Here is an 18,426-nt window from a genome sequence, read left to right on the forward strand (position 1 = left end):
ATTTCTCTGAGATATCGGGTTTTATTTTGACTGTTTGTCGGTAATGAAAGGATTTACAGATGGCGTTGAAATTAGAGATGCAAGGGCAAACCTACGGCCCATTCGTTAATGAGTATACGGCTAGAGATGTGATGTTATTTGCACTGGGTTGTGGTGCAGGTAGTGATGGTAAAACCGATCTCGATTATGTGTATGAAAAGCAATTAAAAGTATTGCCAATCTTTGCTGCAACCCAAATCGTCGATGCAGAGGTTACTAAGACGATAGATTATGGCTTTAATTGGGGCGGCTCTTTGCATTGGGGATTTGATCTGCATATCCATCAGCCACTGCCCACCAATCCCGGAAAGTTAACCACTAAGGTACTGTTGAAAGGATTATTTGACCGAGGTGAGGGGCGAGGTTGCTTGGCTCAACACATAGGCGAAACCTTTGATGAAGCAGGCACTAAGCTTTTTACCAATGAAAGTTGGGATTGCGCCTTGTATGACGGCGGTTTTGGCGGCCCTAAGGCGCCTAAAGACATTGTTGAGATCCCCGACCGTGATCCTGATTTTGAAATCGAACAAGACATTCCATTAAACCAAGCACTTATTTATCGCTTATCTGGCGATGATCATCCGCAGCATGTGGATTGGGAGTATGCCCAGGAGTTTGGTCATCCTAAACCGAACTTACACGGTGTGAGCACCGCGGGTGTGGCTTGTCGTCATGTAATTCAAGCGATGTTTGCTGGCGAGCCTGAACGTCTTACCCGTTTTAAAACTCGGCTGACTAAATCCTTGTATCCAGGCTGCAGAGTAAAGACCCAGATCTGGAAGTGGGATGACAATTGTGTCCATTTCAGAGTCACAGATGCTAACGATCCAGATACTTTCTATCTTAACTTCGGTTTAGTTGAGTGGAAGTAAGCCCCGCATAGGAGGCTGCGCCTCCTATCGATATAAGTGGAAAGCTTAACAAGATCAGTATTTAGCTGTTACGTCTTAATGTTGGAGACGCCATTGCTAAGTGGTGAATCATGTGAATTTATGAAGAGTAAAACAATTTATGCCTTGCTATGAATTTGAAGGATTAATTCCCGTTGTCGACCCTAGTGCTTATGTGCATCCAACGGCAGTACTCATTGGTGATGTCATTATTGAGGCTGGGGTATATGTGGGCCCTAATGCTTCATTGCGTGGTGACTATGGTCGTTTGATCTTACAGCATGGCAGTAATCTTCAAGATGGTTGCATCATGCACGGTTACTGCGACATGGATACGGTAGTTGAGCCTGATGGTCATATTGGCCATGGGGCGATTTTACATGGCTGCGTAATCAAACGTAACGCTTTAGTTGGAATGAATGCCGTAGTGATGGATGGCGCTGTCATTGGCGAAGAGAGTATTGTCGCCGCCATGAGTTTTGTGAAAGCAGGTTTTCAAGGTAAGGCTAAACAGCTGTTAATGGGCCAGCCTGCCAAAGTAGTGCGAGAGGTGACCGAGCAGGATCTGCACTGGAAAGGACTTAATACGCTGGAGTATCAAGTCTTAGCACAGCGATCTGCACAAACAATGCAATTGGTCACGCCGTTAACAAGGCCAGAAACGAATAGGCCAAGATTAAAAGGGGTGACCGAAGTGCAACCCAAAGCACAGCAAGCAAAAGTCGATTAATCAATGCCGCCTGAGTGAGCCATGGGGCTCAAGGTTTAAGGGGGGATGCGACCCCAATAAGGCTTAAACCGATTAGCGCCTCAGGCGGCACACTTAATTATTGCAATACTAAGCAGTTGTCCCTGAGTTGGGGCGGTGATTGAGAAGGAATGTGGTATGCCGTTAGATCCAAAAGTAGCGCTGTATTTACAACAAGTACGAGAGTCCGGTGCCAAGGCCTATGAAGATATGACACCAGCGGAATCTAGACGTCTCGATATGAATGAACTGACCAAAGCGCGGGCAGAGCGAGTGCTTGAGAGCGTAGCTGCGATTGAGCATAGCTTTATTCCTGGCCCCACAGCCGATCTTCCTGTGCGAATTTATCGTCCAACAGTTTGTACCAATGATGAACCGCAGCCTGCAATCATTTTCATTCATGGTAGCGGCTGGGTCGTATCGAATATCGAAACTAACGATCATTTTAGTCGAGCACTTGCCAATCGCACAGGCTCAGTTGTCGTAGCAATTAACTATCAAAAAGCACCAGAACATAAGTTTCCTATTCCGATGGATGATTGTTACGCATCGACATTATGGATATTCGAGCATGCAAGTTTGCTGGGACTGGATCCAAACCGTATTGGTATCTTAGGTGACAGTGCTGGTGGTAATTTAGCGGCGGCGGTGACGTTAAGGCTACGTGACGAACAGGGGCCTAAATTGGCGTTCCAAGTTCTAGTTTATCCCGCAGTGCAGTATGGTTGGCAGACCCCATCGGCCATTGCTCATGCTGAAGGTTACTTATTGCAACAGGCCAGTATGAAGTATTACTGGGGGCATTATTTACGCAGCGAAGCCGATGCACAAAACCCATACTGCTCACCGCTAAATGCTCAGAGTCATAAAGGGTTGCCACCAACCCTGATCTATACCGCCGAATTTGATCCTTTGTGCGACGATGGTTATCTTTACGCACGGGAATTGCAAGGCTGCGGTGTCAAAGTCAAATACCGTTGTTTTGATGGCGTGATCCACGGGTTTATTAAAATGCTTGGAGTATTTGACCAAGCAGATGAATTTCTCGATGAGCTTAAGCAGGATATTTTAGAGATCTTGGAATGATCGACTGATACTTGGTTTTGTATGTGTTCGCAAAATAAACAGTTTCGTGAGTTTGCTCGAAGATCTGTTAACTTTTCCACTTGGGACGTTAATTCATATTTTATTGTGGTCACAGTTACATTTTTACTTTAAAACCTTGTGCTAATCTCATGCATCAAGCACTTAAACTATGTATATAAAAAATGAATCATAATATCCCATTAAGGGCGTTACAGGTTTTCGAATCGTGCGCAAGGTTAGAAAGCTGCTCACTTGCTGCGAATGAGTTATGCATCACTCAGAGCGCGGTTTCGCAACAGATAAAGCTGCTTGAAGACTATTTCCTAGAAAAGCTGTTTCACCGCAATGCGGGCAAAATTACTCTGACTGAATCTGGGCTTGAACTTAGGCAAAGACTAGCGCCAGTTTTTTATGATTTAAACAGTGTATGCGCTAGTTTAGTGCCTGATATGTCTAACGAGGTTCGAGTTCATTCTTATAACTCTTTAGCCGCCCGTTGGTTAGTTCCTAAGATGGCTAAGCTGAGAAAAGAGCACCCTGAATTCAACATCAATGTTGGCATGTTTCAAGATGATGTAGAGATGAGCGATATGATCGCCGATATCTTTATTATCACCCGCGAATGCCAAGACGGTTATACCATTACTCCGTTAGTCGAAGAGAAGCTAGTGGCTTTTTGTAGCCCTGAATATTTGCGCCAACACCCAGAGATCTCCTTGAGTACCTTCCATGAGCAGACACTACTTTACTCAAAACACAAAGACTATGGTGTCGACTGGGAAGGCTGGTTCAGATATAACAAAGTCGCAGTCGGCCCATTACAGCGAAAAATTATTTTCAACCATAATATGCTGGCAGTTCAGGCAGCAATTTTTGGACAGGGGATTGTGCTAGGCCTAGAGCAAACGCTACAAGTAGAGTTAGATTCAGGAAATCTTGTGAAGCTAAATCTTCCCCATTGCTATACAGGCTGGACCTACTCTATTGCTTATAAGTCTTCAAGAAAGCGGGACGCCCGTATAACCAAGATTGTCGATTGGATAATTAAAGAGTATGCGAGTAGCGTATCTTAGTTTATTTCTGGGGGCTTTTTTCGCTTTAAAAGCTCCCTTAAGTACCTGCAGTCGAGAGGTCAGTAGTTCGAAACTCTGTGCTAGCCTATGACATTTGAGTTATAGGAAATAATAGACAAGTAGTCTGTTATTCAATCGGCAGCCAGACCTGAGCATGCAATCCGCCTTCACTGCGGTTGGTGAGGATCACCTTGCCTTGATGCCTATCCACAATGCGTTTGATAATCGCTAGGCCTAATCCCGAACCAACACTGCCGCGGGCAGTATCACCCTGAGTAAAAGGCTGGAACAGTTTTGGGATCTGCTCTTCCTCAATCCCAGGGCCATTGTCCTCGACACTAAAGCCGACATACTGACCATTAAACTGCGAGTTGATCCGTACCCAGCCGTTGCCATAGCGATAGGCATTTTCGACAAGATTGCTGATCACACGTTTAATGGCAATGCCTTGCATAGGGATGCTAGGGCATTGTGCTAACTCAGAATCTATTTCGCCCTCACGGTTAGATTCAGCCTGGATTACATCCTGAATTAAATCATTGATCTGCTCGGGCTCCCGAGTACCTTCCTGATCTTGACGAATATAGGAGATAAACTGATTGATGATGGCATCCATATCTTCGATATCGCTGACAATACCATCTTTAAGGTACTGATCTTCTTCTACCATCATCTCAGATGCTAAGCGAATACGGGTAAGCGGTGTGCGTAGATCGTGGGAGATCCCCGCCATTAGCAGCGCTCTGTCTTGCTCCAGCTGTTTCATGCTATGAGACATCTGGTTAAAGGTATTGGTCACTTCAACAATTTCGGTCGAACCGCTTAACGGTAGGGGAGCAGGATAGTCACCTCGCGACACGGCTGTCGCCGCTTGCTGTAGTCGCCTTAGCGGGCGGTTTTGTTGGCGAGCAAACCACCATCCGCCTGCAACACTCAAAGCGCCGATCACCATTAAATATAACGTCAATGGAGAGAGGTTTTTCTCATTGAGCCCTGTGAGTGGCACCTTAATCCACACTGAGGGAGCTTGAGGCGGACGGATCCAGATTTCAAATTCCTCGCCTTGTGCGATACGTACTTCGGCTTTGCCGCCAAGGTACTCCGACATCTGTGAAGAGAGAAAACTATAGTAGGTGGCGCGGTCTACCCCTGCTTCGCGAGCTTGCTTTTGATTATAAAAGTGCATGGTGTCATCACGCACCTTGGCATTAAGGGCATCGACTATAGTGAGATGTTCACGGCCGATATCAACACCACCAACAAACAGCAATTTGACCTGTCTGGCTATCAGTTGGTTGATCTGCTGGTAACTGGGCTTAATGAAGTAGACGGCAACAGAGATGTATGACACTAGTTGATTGGTTAGCAGCAAGCAGCCAATCAACATCACTGTTTGGCTGAAGGAGCTGCGTGGCAAAAAGCGCTGCCACCACCGTCTGTTTAACGACATCTAGTTAAAAGCTTATCTATTTACGCGATTGGCCGTCAGGCACAAACACATAGCCTAGACCCCATACAGTTTGAATATAGCGTGGGTTCGCGGCATCTTTTTCAATCAAGCGGCGCAAACGTGAAACTTGGACGTCAATTGAGCGTTCGAGTGCCGAGTAGTCACGACCACGGGCTAGGTTCATCAGCTTGTCACGTGAAAGCGGTTCCCGTGGGTGGCTGACGAGCACTTTTAGCACCGCAAATTCGCCACTGGTTAGGGCGATACTCTCTTCTCCGTGGTACATCTCGCGAGTCGCAAGATTCAAGGAGAACTCACCAAAGGTGATCTCTTCCTCTTGTTGAGTCGGAGCACCGGGTACATCTTGAGTCTGACGACGCATAACGGCTTTAATCCGCGCAAGCAGCTCTCTTGGATTAAATGGCTTAGGTAGGTAATCGTCGGCGCCTAATTCGAGACCTATGATTCGATCGACTTCATCTCCCTTCGCGGTAAGCATTACGATAGGGATTGGGTTACCTGTTTGGCGTAGTCGACGACAGATAGAGAGCCCATCTTCACCGGGTAGCATAAGATCGAGCACCAGCAAGTGGAAGTTTTCGCGCTCGAGTAGGCGATCCATCTGCTCGGCATTCGCGGCGCTACGTACCTGGTAGCCTTGCTCCATTAAATAACGCTCTAACAATGCCCTTAGTCTCATATCATCGTCGACGACGAGAATTTTTGAGGTTTCTTGTCCCATGCTTAAGGTCCTTTTAACTCGGCGGCCACCTCTTATCGGTAGGCAAATATCTGATATTGAATGTGATTCATTCTAATATAGCTGTTTTAATATGTTAATGACTAGCAGGCATTTTCACCAATGGTGAGAAGGTTGATATTAGCTTGAGTCATATGTTGGCTAAGTTAATGAATATATAGTGAAAATGTCATGTTTTTAGCTGTGCTTTAAATTGTAAGCAAATTGAAAAAGGTGATTATTATCTTTAAAGCTGAATGTGTCCTAGCTAAGCTTCGCTAGATATATGTTATTATTTTTGTCAGTGAATTTTGACCATCCCCTTTAAAAGTAGAACCTATGAGAACCGCAATCGTCACCCGTGAAGGTTTCGAAAAACTGCAGAAAGAGCTGAATTACCTTTGGCGCGAGCACCGTCCTGAGATCACTAAAATTGTCAGCTGGGCTGCTAGCTTGGGCGATCGCAGTGAAAATGCCGATTACACTTTCAACAAGCGAAAACTGCGCGAGATCGACCGTCGAGTACGTTATCTGCGTAAGACACTCGAAAATGTACAGGTCGTCGACTACTCGCCAGCACAAGAGGGCAAGGTATTTTTTGGTGCTTGGGTCGAAATTGAGAATGATGATGGTGACAAACTGCAGTTTAAGATTGTGGGCTATGATGAGATCTTTGGCCGTAAGGACTATATCTCTATCGATTCGCCGATGGCTCGTGGTTTATTGAAAAAAGAGGTGGATGATGAAGCTGTGATCAAGACCCCGGCAGGCGAACAGATCTGGTATATCAATCGCATCTCTTATCAGGGCTTTGAATAGGGCCATTCTCCCTCATACCGCGTTTTTACTTGCAGTCGATTATCAAGGCTGCAAGGTTTCGTCCCTCAAATAGCATATTTGTCTAAGCATTAGCATTAACCAAAGCCATGGGCTGTGGTATCTTTGGCGAAATACCGATTACCAACTAGGCTCGACCTCTATTTATGCAAAATATTGCACAGCTCATCGCTGAAGAACTTAATGTTCGCCAGCAACAAGTTATCGACACCATTTCATTACTCGATGATGGCGCTACCGTGCCGTTTATTGCCCGTTACCGTAAAGAAGCAACCGGCGGTTTAGATGATATTCAGCTACGTACGCTGAGTAGTCGCTTAGGCTACCTGCGCGATCTTAATGACCGTCGTAACGTTATCTTGTCGAGTATTGAAGCACAGAGTAAGTTAACGCCAGAGCTGAAAGCCGCAATCAATGCAGCTGATAGTAAGACTCGTCTAGAAGATCTTTACCTGCCTTATAAGCCAAAACGCCGTACTAAAGGCCTGATTGCCATCGAAGCGGGCATCGAACCATTGGCCGACTTCCTATTGGCTAATCGTCAAGCCGATTGCGAAGCCGTCGCGCAAGACTATATCAATGCCGAAGCAGGTTTTGCCGACGCTAAAGCCGTGCTTGATGGCGCGCGTTTTATCCTGATGGAGCGTTTTGCAGAAGATGCTGAGCTACTACAAAAAATTCGTGTTCAGCTAGAGCAAAATGCCCAGCTTGAAAGCCGTATGGTCAAAGGCAAAGAGAAAGAGGGCGCTAAGTTTAGAGATTACTTTGAGCATTCAGAAAGACTTGCCAAGGTGCCATCTCACCGTGCGTTGGCGATGTTGCGTGGTCGTAATGAAGGCATGCTAAGCCTAAGCATTAACGCTGACCCAGCTCTGGAACCTAAGCAAGCGAGTTACTGTGAAGTGATCATTATCGACCACTTTAAGCTAGGTTTAGGCGATAGTGATGTCGACGCATGGCTCAAAACCGTGGTGGCAGCAACTTGGAAAGTCAAGATTGCACTGCAGATGGAAACCGAGTTTCTTGGCCGTATGCGCGATAACGCCGAGCAAGAAGCGATTAAGGTATTTGCCCGTAACTTAGGTGATCTATTGATGGCGGCTCCTGCTGGTGCCAAGGCGACTCTAGGTTTAGACCCTGGTCTGCGTACTGGTGTAAAAGTGGCTATCGTTAACGATACGGGTAAGTTAGTTGCGCATACCACTATCTTCCCCCATGCGCCGCAAAATCAGTGGGATAAGTCGGTAAGAACCTTAGCTAACTTAGCCAAAATGCATAAGGTTGAGCTGATTGCTATCGGTAACGGTACAGCTTCTCGTGAAACAGATAAGCTGGCGGCGGATCTGATCAGCCAAGTGAAGGCCGAGTTACCTAAGTTAACAAAGATTATGGTTAGCGAAGCGGGCGCTTCTGTCTATTCGGCATCTGAGCTAGCGTCAGAAGAATTTCCGGATATCGATGTGTCTATTCGAGGTGCTGTATCGATTGCACGCCGTCTACAAGATCCATTGGCGGAGCTGGTGAAGATTGAGCCTAAGGCTATCGGTGTGGGTCAGTATCAGCACGATGTGAGCCAAAGCCAGCTTTCAAGTTCCCTAGAAGCCGTAGTTGAAGACTGTGTGAATGGTGTTGGTGTCGATGTGAACATGGCGTCGGCAGCCCTACTCGCGCAGGTGGCGGGCTTAAATAAAACCTTAGCGCGTAACATAGTGATGCACCGTGACGAGCAGGGACGTTTTAACAACCGTAAAGCACTGCTAAAAGTTGCACGTCTCGGACCTAAAGCTTATGAGCAGGCGGCAGGTTTCCTTCGTATTAACGATGGTGACAATCCGCTAGATGGCTCTTCTGTGCACCCAGAGGCTTACTCTTTAGTTGAGTCGATTGCGAGCGCTAAAGGTATTTCAGTTGCCGAGTTAGTGGGTAACGCTGAGCTGCTTAAGGCACTAGAAGCGAAAGATTTTATTACTAGTGAGTTTGGCCTACCGACAGTCACCGATATTCTGGCTGAACTAGATAAGCCTGGACGCGATCCTCGTGGTGAGTTTAAGACGGCGACCTTTAAAGAGGGCGTTGAAGAGATAAAAGATCTGCAGCTGGATATGATCTTAGAAGGTGTCGTTACTAACGTGACTAATTTTGGTGCCTTCGTCGATGTGGGCGTTCATCAAGATGGTTTGGTACATATCTCATCGATGACCGATAAGTTTATCGATGATCCACATAAAGTGGTGAAGGCTGGTGACATCGTTAAAGTTAAGGTGATGGAAGTTGATGCCGAACGTCGCCGTATCGGTTTGAGCATGCGTCTAGATGACAAGGCTGGCGATGCGCCTAAGAGCGCACCACGTCCAGCTCATAACAAAGCAAGTTCAAATAAGGGCGGTAATGCTAAAGGCGCTAATCAGCCGCGCGGTCAGCAAAAGAGCCATAAGCCAAAACAGCCTGCCAATGCTGCTATGGGCAATGCTTTCGCCGATGCGTTTGCCAAGTTAAAGAAGTAATGCGCTAAGCCTTACTGACACAAAAAAACCGACAACTGAGTTTGTCGGTTTTTTTATGCGGTTCCTAAAAAGGCTGGGGGATTATTGGGCTCAGTGCGCTGGTGGTAAAAGGCTTCGATGCGAACACCAAAAGCTTGATAAAACTGTAAGGGTTCATTGGGCATCGTTTGTTTGTTTTCACTCTTAACATCGCTACTGACAACAGCTTGTTGTGGGATTTTGATATCGCTGCGTTTGAGTGGACCACGTTGACTAAGCAGTTGTTTTAAGTTGAGTGCAGCAGCCTGTTTCTGCTTTTCTTGACCCGATTGCTCTTGCTGCTGGGAGTGTCCCTGTTGCTTCTGTTGCACAGACTCGCGCAGCTTAGCTTGGCTTTGGGCGTGCTCGGCGGTGCGTTCATGTTGTGGATTAAAGGCGCGCTCTTCGTGCCCTTTAGTTGCTTGCTGCGGGGGGATAATGGGGGGGCGCTGTTGACCATCCGTGCGCGCAGAATCGGTTGCAGCATTAGATGTTGCAATCGGCACGTTGGGATAGTTGGTCACCACTAACATAATGTTCCCCTATAAAGTCTCGATTAAATATTAACCAATCCGGGGTGAAAAATAAAGCTAACAATATTGACTCGTGAGCTTTATCTTGAGCAAATCTAGAATAACAAAATAATTTTTTATCAGACTAGTTTATCTAGCCATTGATTAAAGCCTTCGACAAACTCCTGCTGATGGCTAATAAACGGTGCGTGGGAGGCTTTGTTGAGTAGTAGGTCTTGGCTTCGGCTAAGCTGTGGCATTGTCTTGATGACTCTACGAGGTACAAGTCCATCTAGTCGACCCCAGATTCTGAGCCAAGGTTGGCTGATTTGTGGCAGCTGGCTGCGTAGATCGACACGCTCCAGCATAGTTAAACCTTGAGCGAGTGCTGATTGCTGCGCCTTAGGTTTAGCTAGGACTAATTCGCGAAGCTGTTTGATATCGCCCTTGGCCGTCGCGCTTCCCATCGCCTGAATCGCAAGAAATCGCTCGATGGTCTTATCGAGATCGTGAGTCAGCTGTTGCGCAAATTGGCTTAACACATTTTCCGGGATCCCCGGCCACTCCTCAGTCGCCATAAAGCAGGGTGATGACGCTATGGTACACAAGGCTGAGACGCGCTGCGGATGATGTATGGCCGCAAGGGTTGCCACTAATCCACCCAAAGACCAACCTGTCCAGATTGCCTGTTGTGGCACGACCTCCAAGATAGCATTCAGCCAGTCGTGGATATCTCCCTCAACGGCTTGGCTATCACCAAATCCCGGCAGGTCTACGAAGTGAACCCTATACTTAGTTAATGCGCCTTGCAGTGGAGTAAATACGGCGCTGTTAACCCCCCAGCCGTGAAGCATCACCAGATCAGGCCCTTGACCGATAGATTCGATATGTAGCTTGGTTAGACTCATTTTATGCCTCGTGGGTTAACGTTGGAACTCAACAATGAAAAGGACTTCATTATCAAGAAAACACCTTGGACTCGGTGGCTGGCAGCAATTTTACCCAATCGCTGTTTAATGTGCCATCAACAGATTGAGTCTAGCAATCGAGGGGTCTGCAGTGTGTGCCTGCATGCCTGTCGCTATCAAACGCCAATCTGTTTAGGGTGTGGCGTTGAGATCCCTGTGCTAATGGCTTTTTGTGGCCACTGCATGGCATCGCCCCCCTTAATCGTTATTTCCCCCTGTAGTTATCATCAAGGTCTAGGTCACTGGATTGGACAGATAAAGTATCAGGCACAGTTTGCGGTGATCGATGTGTTGGTCGATGCGCTAGTGCAGCGCATTCTATATCTAGAGTCTTTAGGGTTCATTCAACTGCCGCAGGTGTTGATTGCGGTGCCGCTACATAAAAAAAGATTGCAACAACGCGGCTTTAATCAAGCTTGGCTTATCGCTCAGGCACTGGCTAAGCGTTTGGATATTCCCCTTATTGATAATGTGTTGCTTAGAGTGATAGAGACTCAGCCGCAAGCTGGGTTGTCGGGGAAGTTACGGCGGAAAAACCTTAAAGGAGCCTTCACTCTCTCTACTGATTTTAACTGGCAACGAGTGGCATTAATTGATGATGTGGTAACCACGGGCACCACGGTAGATGAGATCGCGAAACTGTTGCAGCAAAAGCATACTCAAGTGCAAGTCTGGTGCCTTGCGAGAGCCGAGGCACCGGGAAAATAGCTAATTGATATCAGTGCAGCGCCGGAATGAAGTAGAGCGCATTGGCGTAGGCTTTCTCTGCCCCAAGCCAAATATTTCTAAACAGCAAGTTGTCGGCTAGCGCTACCACGGCGCCCTTGTTACGTGACTCGATAATAATCGCAGGCGAATCACTGAAGCTGCTCTGGTACTCTTTAGCCAGATAGCCACTCAATAGCGGTTGAGAGGCATAGTTCCCCGCGACCGAAAAGGCTTTAGTACTCTGTGAGAAGCCTAATACTTTGTTTTTCATCACTGGCAGACGATCACCATTAAGCCCAAAGCTGATAGGGTGGCTAGTATCTAACTTTAGCTCGACAATCGCGCCGCCAATCTGCTGTTTGGCTTTGAAGTCTGATTGCTGCTCGAAGGACAGTCCATCGGCATTAAACAGCTGCTTATAAAAACGATCACTGCGAAGGTCGGTATTGAGTAAGTTGGAGTCACTTAACCAGTTCAGTGCACCTTTTTGTGCAATCACCACCCCACCTTCAGAGGCAAACTGTCCAAGTTTACGAGCAAAGCGATCGCTTAAGTTTTGGTAGTTACCATCAGCCAGTAATACATGGCTGTAATCTGATAGTGTTATTGAGGATAGGCTGTTGAGATCAACAAGTGTGGTGGCGATACCTAGGGTATTGTCTAAGTAGTACCACAGCTGACCGACTTCGGCGATAGAGGTGCCTTTTCCACTTACAATCAGAGGTCTAATAGGCTTGATAAGCTTAAAGTCAGGGCTACCAAGATCTATCCCTTTAGTTGCGCCGCTGGTATTGGTCGCGATGACATCGACCTTAAACTCTTGGGCTAACTGTTTTACGCGCAGGCTTATTTCACTCGCCGAAAAGTTATCCTGCTTGAGCGGTATTTGTAGGGTACCAGAAGCAAAATCCAGCTCGCCATCGTTGCCCTTGATGCTGAATGCCGTGGCGGCAAACTTAACCTTTACTCCTTGGTTGAGTAGCTGTTGCAGTAATACAGCCGCTTGGCTATCGCGCCAGTCGATGAGTAGAGCGACCGCATCATCACTCCATGTTGGCGCAGAAAACGGAGCTGGAGTTTGGCTTAAAACGCTAAGCTCTAGTTTGACATTACGGCGCAGCGATAGGTTGAATGCGTGTTGTAGATTCCAGGTAGATATATCATAAAAGGTCGGGTCGATAAATTCGGTTCTGTCGTCAAACATGGCACTAAGTAGTGCGCTTTGCGCCTGCTTGTTAGGGATAAAAATACTGCTATCGACATCAAAATCTATGCCACCTTGAGTGAGTTTGTTGGTGAGGTAGTAGTATTCGATTTGGTGTTGGCTGAGTAGGTTGGTGAGCGCTCGAATTCTGCTGGGGTCATTGTTAGTACTGAGCAGTAGTCCTGCTTGACGAGGCTTTTTCCGCATCGCTTTTTGATGTTTTCCCTTAAAAAACTCAGCTTGGTACTGCTCCAATTCAGACTTTAATGCTAAAGCGCCCTTAAGGCTGGAGATGGAAGTCGCATATTGGTTGTCTATCGCTTCTTGAAAATGAACTACACCATTGATTGAGTCTTGTTGCTGTCCTCGAGCACTAGCTTGTTCAAACAGCACGCCAATTGCGCCATTGATATCGGGGTAGGTGGAGCCTTTACCATAGAAGAAGTCATCGAATAGTTGCCGACTAAAGTAGCTCTGCTTTTTATCATCGAGTGCCGCTTGGTGATAGGCAGCGAGTTTTGCGGTTAACTTCTGATTACCTGCTGGAGTAAGTGGATGGGTTCGCTCAGGAACACCAGGCTGAAAAAAGTAGCTGTAGTTATGGCCCATCTCATGAAAGTCGCCTACATAGTGGGGTTGCCAGCGATGAAATAGGGCAACGCGACCTCGAGATTCAGGGTGACGTAGGAACAGCCAATCGCGATTGAGATCGGCAAAATAATGGTTGCTTCGACCTGTCGGCCAGCCCTGCTTATGTTCTTTATGGTTAGGGTCGCTAACAACGACTTTGCCAGCATAGCCATTGGCCCAAGTTGAAAAGCGGTCTAGTCCATCGGGGTTTTGGCTCGGAGTGATAAGAATCACCGCTTGTTCGAGTAGCTCATTGACCCACTTATCTTCGCTAGTGGCTAGCATATGGCTAAGTTTTAGTGCGCTATGGGCACCGCTGATCTCATCACCATGGATAGAATAAGCTAACCAGATAATCAGCGGCCCACCTTGTTTACCCAAGTATTTGATCTGCTGACGCTGGGCTAAGATCTCATCTAATTTTTTTTGGTTTTCTACAGAGGTGATAACGGCAGTTAATTGCTGTCTAGCCTCATGACTTTTCCCAGTGTTTTCAAGCGATACCCTGGGGTTTTGTTTGGCGATCTCTTTGAGATAGTAATTGATTTGATCGTGGCGCAGTAAGCGCTCTCCAAGGGGGTAGCCTAAGAACTCCTCTGGACTAACTGTGCTCACGCCATATAAGGGGCTGTCTGTTAAACGCGTCTTCTTCGCTTCTGCAAAAAAAGAGCATGACAATAAAAAAGCGCATAAAGAAACAAGGCAGATTCTGAGCATGGGGTTTTCATTATATTTATAATATTGTTATTAAATTAGCAGCTCGGCGTTGACAAAACCACAGCCTGATAAGATAAAAAACTGTGATCTGAATGGTATTTATTCTTAAACTGTGAGTGATAGGGGCTACAAAGGAGTGCTGAGTAAGAGTATTATAGGGCTAATTCTTACTAAAACACTCAGGTTTACTCCTGACGGAGCATGTTTTCATGATTACCATTTCCGAAGCAGCTCAGGCGCATTTTGTTAAATTGTTATCAGATCAGCCTGAAGGAACCCACATTCGAGTATTCGTTATCAGCCCTGGCACAGCTCAGGCTGAGTGTGGTGTTTCATATTGCCCACCCGATGCCGTTGAAGCAGATGATACAGAGTTTGAGTTTAATGGTTTTAGCGCCATGGTTGACGAGAAAAGCGCTCCTTTCCTAGAAGAAGCTAGCATCGACTATGTGACAGACCAACTTGGTTCTCAGCTAACGCTTAAGGCGCCAAACGCTAAGATGCGTAAAGTCTCTGACGATGCGCCACTAACTGAGCGTATCGAATACATGATCCAGGCTGAGATCAACCCGCAACTTGCAAGCCATGGTGGTAACATCATGCTAGTAGAGATCACCGAAGACGGTATTGCAGTTCTTCAATTTGGTGGCGGCTGTAATGGTTGTTCAATGGTTGATGTGACGCTAAAAGATGGTATCGAGAAGCAACTTTTAGAGCAGTTCCCAGGTGAACTAACTGGCGTTAAAGATGTGACTGAGCACCAGCACGGTGCTCACTCTTACCAGTAATCTTGGTACATGATTGATATAAAAACGCGACCAATTGGTCGCGTTTTTTATGCTTGAAGCATAGGCTATGATTAATCTAATACGAGTCTGAGCTTAAAGTAGTAATGCAATGTTAGTGAGGCACTTCGTGCCAGCATAAAGCAGCTCATGGCCGCCCATAAAGCAAAGTTTCCCTGTGGCTCTAGTAGATACCAGACTGGGAAAAACACGCCAAAGGTCGATAAGATCATACTATTACGCATCACCTTTCCCTGCGCTGCACCAATATAGACGCCATCAAAAAGGTAGGAGCCAAAGGCAAGTAGAGGCAGGAATATCACCCAGATCAGGTATTGTTCGGCAACGGCTTGTACCTCACTGATACTGGTGAGCATAGTAATGATCTGCGAGCCCGCTAGCGCGAAGAACAGCGTAAAGCCCAGTGCGGCGATGGCCGACCAAGCCCAAGCTAGTGTCACCGATTCCTGCATTAAGCGGCTATTTTTCTGACCATGAGCGCGACCTACCTCGGCCTCCGCGTAATAAGCGATACCATCGAGGGCATAAGAGATAAGAAGCAGTAAGTTGAGTAGTACCGCATTGGCGGCAACAGTGTTATCGCCTAAGCCTGCGCCGTAGAAGGTCATAAAGGCAAATGACAGCTGCAGACAAAGACTACGAATAAAGATATCTGTGTTTAGGCTCATCAGCTTGGCATAACTTTGTAGCGACAGCTGCTTGGCTATCTGAATCAACTTAAAGTCGCCTAGTTTGCATAGCTGAGCACGCACCATAGTCAACGCCACTAAAAAGCCTGCGATATCGGCAAATACCGATGCAATCGCCGCACCTTTTACGCCCCAGCCAAGACCGAGTACGAAGACAACGTCTAATACGATATTGACTAGGTTTGCGACAATAAGCTGCCACATAGCGGCTTTAGGTTGCTGTCTACCGAGTAGCCAGCCGAGGAGGACTAAGTTCATCAACGCAAATGGGGTCGACCAGATCCTGATCTGGAAATACTCTCTACAATAGCGCTCGACTTCGACACTGGCATCAGACATCGCCATCGCTAAATTAACAATAGGGAGCTGCAGCGCGATGGCGGCAATACCAAACAGTAGTGCTAGACTTGCAGCTTGTACCAAGAGTTTAAATTGTTGCTGGGTGTCGTTTGCGCCATAAGCTTGGGCGACTAATCCAGTCGTCGCCATGCGTAAAAATCCTAGTAACCACAAAATTAGGGTTATAATCGTTGACCCAACTGCCACACCGCCTAAATAATAGGCGTTACTAAGGTGTCCAACAACGGCGGTATCGACCAGTCCCAGCAATGGCACAGTGATATTTGATAAGATCATCGGCAGTGCTAGGGCAAGTAGTTGTCGATTTTTTTGTGGGTTTAACAATAAGGCAATCATTCTAGAGGTCTAATATTTATGGTTAAAAACGTGTTGCTAGCGCTACTCGCGCTGACAGGTTTTTCGGCTCACGCGACGGTGATATTACAGTATCATCATGTTTCGGATAGTACGCCAGCGATCACCAGTGTTACCCCTGCTCAATTTAAAGAGCAGATGCAGTACCTGGCGGAAAACAACTTCAATGTAGTGCCACTTTCAACTGTGGTGGAGTCAATTAAGGCTAAGAAAGCGCTGCCTGCAAAAACGATAGCGATTACCTTCGATGATGGTTATCGCAGTATTGCTAATACAGCGCACCCCATTTTAAAGCAATATAAATTCCCCTACACCCTTTTTGTCTCGGTGGAGCCTATTCTAAAAGAGTATGGTGAAATGATGAGTTGGCAGCAGCTGATTACTTTATCTGAAGAGGGGGCAGAAATTGCCAATCACAGTTGGGGGCATGAGCATCTTATTCGTAAGTTGACGGGAGAAACCGATGCGCAATGGTTAGCGCGTATCGAGAGTAATATCCTACGAACAGAAAATGAGATAGCAAAGGCCACTGGTCAGAATCTGAAAATGCTGGCTTACCCTTATGGTGAGTACAACCAGCAAATTGAAGATATGCTTGAAAAGCACGGTTTTGTGGCTTTCGGTCAACAGTCCGGTGCTGCAGGTCCATACTCGCCGCTAACTGCATTACCTCGTTTTCCTGTTGCAGGCGTCTATGCTGATCTTAATAGTCTTAAGGTAAAGCTGCATAGTTTGAACATGCCAGTATTGGCTCAAACTAATAGCAATCCTGAGTTGGCTCAAGGTCAATGGCGCCCAGAGATTAAGGTAACGCTGGATATGAGTGATATAAATGCCTCGCAGCTGATGTGCTTTATTCAGGGACAAGGGGCTAAGAAGCCAAACTGGATCTCTGACAATGAGTTCAGCATTCAGGCGGAGCTGGATCTGCCCGCAGGGCGTTCACGTTATAACTGTACGGCTCCGAGCAAGAGTAAGGGGAGTTATTACTGGTTCTCGCAACCTTGGGTTCGACCGAAATCTAACGGTCAGTGGATTGCTGAATAGTTATTCCTCTTATCTTATATAAAGGTGTTTCGTTTCTTCCAAAAGCCAGTAGCCAGTTTTATTTTCGCTACTGGCTTTTTATTAATACTTGCTTGGCGTGTTTACCTTAAAACTTAAGTATGGCTGTTTCATATATAAGGTTAGTGACTCTTATACTTATATATAGCAAACCTACTGTTTTAGTATTTCATTTATCTTCGATGAGAGTTTTTACTCGTCATCCCTGCCATCGGACATTGAGATCTGTATGTATCTGGTTTGATCTTTAGGTTTTTAAGCGTCTAGTAATGGTTTAGTTTGCTCACTAAGGGGCTTTGATACGCTTTTAGCGCTGTAGGTTATGTACTGTTACGTAAGTTTTATCATGTTTTGTGGGTAACTCTGTGGGTAAGTTGTTTGCGGGTTGTGCTTAGTAAAGGTATAAAAATTAAATGTATTTTTCTTTCAAAAAGCACTTGCGCTCGCCTCGAATCTCCCTATAATGCGCATCCACTGACACGGCACAGCAGGCCAACTACCCAGCGTAAACGCTAGATAGAACGGGACTTGCAGCGGTGTTAGGGATTCAAAAATCGAAAGAGATTTGAATCTGGTGACAATCGCTTTAAGAGCTTCATTAGATGTGCCTTGTATAAAGAATCATCACTTGAAAAACTTCTTAAAATAAGCGCTTGACGCCGACAACGGGAAGTGTAGAATACGCCTCCTCAGCCAAACGACCTAAGCGTCTAAGGCGAAGTCTGAAAGACGACTTCACGCTCTTTAACAATATGACAAGCAAATCTGTGTGGACACTCACAGAGATTAAGTTATTCGAAACTGTCTTCTAACGAAGCAGTCAAAAATTTACTTAATGAATGAGTGTTCATAGCAATATGTAATACAGAATTCGTTGAGCCGCTGACCCTTTCGAGGTGAAGCAAAAAAACTTTAATTGAAGAGTTTGATCATGGCTCAGATTGAACGCTGGCGGCAGGCCTAACACATGCAAGTCGAGCGGTAACACAAGGGAGCTTGCTCCTGAGGTGACGAGCGGCGGACGGGTGA

The 18,426-nt window shown here is 46.4% G+C and carries 15 protein-coding genes and 1 rRNA gene; 10 read left to right on the plus strand and 6 right to left on the minus strand.

All coding sequences use genetic code 11. The features are described from left to right. Positions 1 to 59 precede the first annotated feature (59 nt). From JMA39_RS16860 to JMA39_RS16875, 4 genes are all read left to right on the plus strand, one after another. On the plus strand, positions 60 to 911 hold the full coding sequence (locus JMA39_RS16860) for a MaoC/PaaZ C-terminal domain-containing protein (RefSeq protein WP_202723025.1): 852 nt from the start codon (positions 60 to 62) through the stop codon (positions 909 to 911). Positions 912 to 1,050: 139 nt separating this feature from the next. After that, positions 1,051 to 1,659, plus strand: coding sequence for a carnitine operon protein CaiE (gene caiE / locus JMA39_RS16865; RefSeq protein WP_202723026.1), 609 nt, complete (start codon positions 1,051 to 1,053; stop codon positions 1,657 to 1,659). 156 nt (positions 1,660 to 1,815) lie between these two features. Continuing rightward, positions 1,816 to 2,763: an alpha/beta hydrolase gene (locus JMA39_RS16870; RefSeq protein WP_202723027.1), complete on the plus strand. Its 948-nt coding sequence runs from the start codon at positions 1,816 to 1,818 to the stop codon at positions 2,761 to 2,763. A gap of 182 nt (positions 2,764 to 2,945) precedes the next feature. Then, a complete protein-coding gene (locus JMA39_RS16875; protein ID WP_202723028.1) occupies positions 2,946 to 3,836 on the plus strand; it encodes a LysR substrate-binding domain-containing protein in 891 nt (296 codons plus the stop codon). 127 nt (positions 3,837 to 3,963) lie between these two features. On the opposite strand, the gene envZ is transcribed toward JMA39_RS16875, so the two are convergent. Further along, positions 3,964 to 5,286 (minus strand): two-component system sensor histidine kinase EnvZ, encoded by a 1,323-nt coding sequence (envZ, locus tag JMA39_RS16880; protein ID WP_202723029.1) that lies wholly within the window; start codon positions 5,284 to 5,286, stop codon positions 3,964 to 3,966. A gap of 16 nt (positions 5,287 to 5,302) precedes the next feature. Further along, positions 5,303 to 6,028, minus strand: a complete 726-nt coding sequence (gene ompR / locus JMA39_RS16885) for an osmolarity response regulator transcription factor OmpR (protein WP_202723030.1) — start codon at positions 6,026 to 6,028, stop codon at positions 5,303 to 5,305. 336 nt (positions 6,029 to 6,364) lie between these two features. Here ompR and greB point away from each other — a divergent pair, with 336 nt between their 5' ends. Next, on the plus strand, positions 6,365 to 6,844 hold the full coding sequence (greB, locus tag JMA39_RS16890) for a transcription elongation factor GreB (protein WP_202723031.1): 480 nt from the start codon (positions 6,365 to 6,367) through the stop codon (positions 6,842 to 6,844). A 164-nt stretch (positions 6,845 to 7,008) separates the two neighbouring features. After that, positions 7,009 to 9,366 (plus strand): Tex family protein, encoded by a 2,358-nt coding sequence (locus JMA39_RS16895; protein ID WP_202723032.1) that lies wholly within the window; start codon positions 7,009 to 7,011, stop codon positions 9,364 to 9,366. Positions 9,367 to 9,419: 53 nt separating this feature from the next. Here the strand turns inward: JMA39_RS16895 and JMA39_RS16900 are convergent, their stop codons facing one another. Both JMA39_RS16900 and bioH read right to left on the minus strand, forming a co-directional pair. Beyond that, positions 9,420 to 9,917, minus strand: coding sequence for a hypothetical protein (locus JMA39_RS16900; protein ID WP_202723033.1), 498 nt, complete (start codon positions 9,915 to 9,917; stop codon positions 9,420 to 9,422). Between the two features lie 119 nt (positions 9,918 to 10,036). Then, positions 10,037 to 10,804: a pimeloyl-ACP methyl ester esterase BioH gene (gene bioH, locus JMA39_RS16905; protein ID WP_202723034.1), complete on the minus strand. Its 768-nt coding sequence runs from the start codon at positions 10,802 to 10,804 to the stop codon at positions 10,037 to 10,039. Positions 10,805 to 10,825: 21 nt separating this feature from the next. On the opposite strand from bioH, the gene JMA39_RS16910 reads away from it, so the two are divergent. Continuing rightward, positions 10,826 to 11,572, plus strand: a complete 747-nt coding sequence (locus JMA39_RS16910; protein ID WP_237732876.1) for a ComF family protein — start codon at positions 10,826 to 10,828, stop codon at positions 11,570 to 11,572. Between the two features lie 10 nt (positions 11,573 to 11,582). Here the strand turns inward: JMA39_RS16910 and JMA39_RS16915 are convergent, their stop codons facing one another. Beyond that, positions 11,583 to 14,123 carry a M14 family zinc carboxypeptidase gene (locus JMA39_RS16915; RefSeq protein ID WP_202723036.1) on the minus strand — a complete coding sequence of 847 codons (2,541 nt, stop codon included), beginning with the start codon at positions 14,121 to 14,123 and terminating at the stop codon, positions 11,583 to 11,585. Positions 14,124 to 14,332: 209 nt separating this feature from the next. Between JMA39_RS16915 and nfuA the strand changes: the two genes are divergently transcribed. Then, the gene (nfuA, locus tag JMA39_RS16920; RefSeq protein WP_202723037.1) at positions 14,333 to 14,911 is read left to right on the plus strand and encodes a Fe-S biogenesis protein NfuA; all 579 of its coding nucleotides are present in this window, start codon (positions 14,333 to 14,335) and stop codon (positions 14,909 to 14,911) included. Positions 14,912 to 14,982: 71 nt separating this feature from the next. On the opposite strand, the gene JMA39_RS16925 is transcribed toward nfuA, so the two are convergent. Continuing rightward, positions 14,983 to 16,314 (minus strand): MATE family efflux transporter, encoded by a 1,332-nt coding sequence (locus JMA39_RS16925; RefSeq protein WP_202723038.1) that lies wholly within the window; start codon positions 16,312 to 16,314, stop codon positions 14,983 to 14,985. Between the two features lie 18 nt (positions 16,315 to 16,332). On the opposite strand from JMA39_RS16925, the gene JMA39_RS16930 reads away from it, so the two are divergent. Beyond that, entirely contained in the window at positions 16,333 to 17,379 is a 1,047-nt protein-coding gene (locus JMA39_RS16930; protein WP_202723039.1) for a polysaccharide deacetylase family protein, read from the plus strand. A gap of 931 nt (positions 17,380 to 18,310) precedes the next feature. Continuing rightward, positions 18,311 to 18,426 (plus strand): 16S ribosomal RNA (locus JMA39_RS16935); the annotation flags it as partial.

This window comes from Shewanella schlegeliana (assembly GCF_016765635.1).
GTDB lineage: Bacteria > Pseudomonadota > Gammaproteobacteria > Enterobacterales > Shewanellaceae > Shewanella > Shewanella schlegeliana.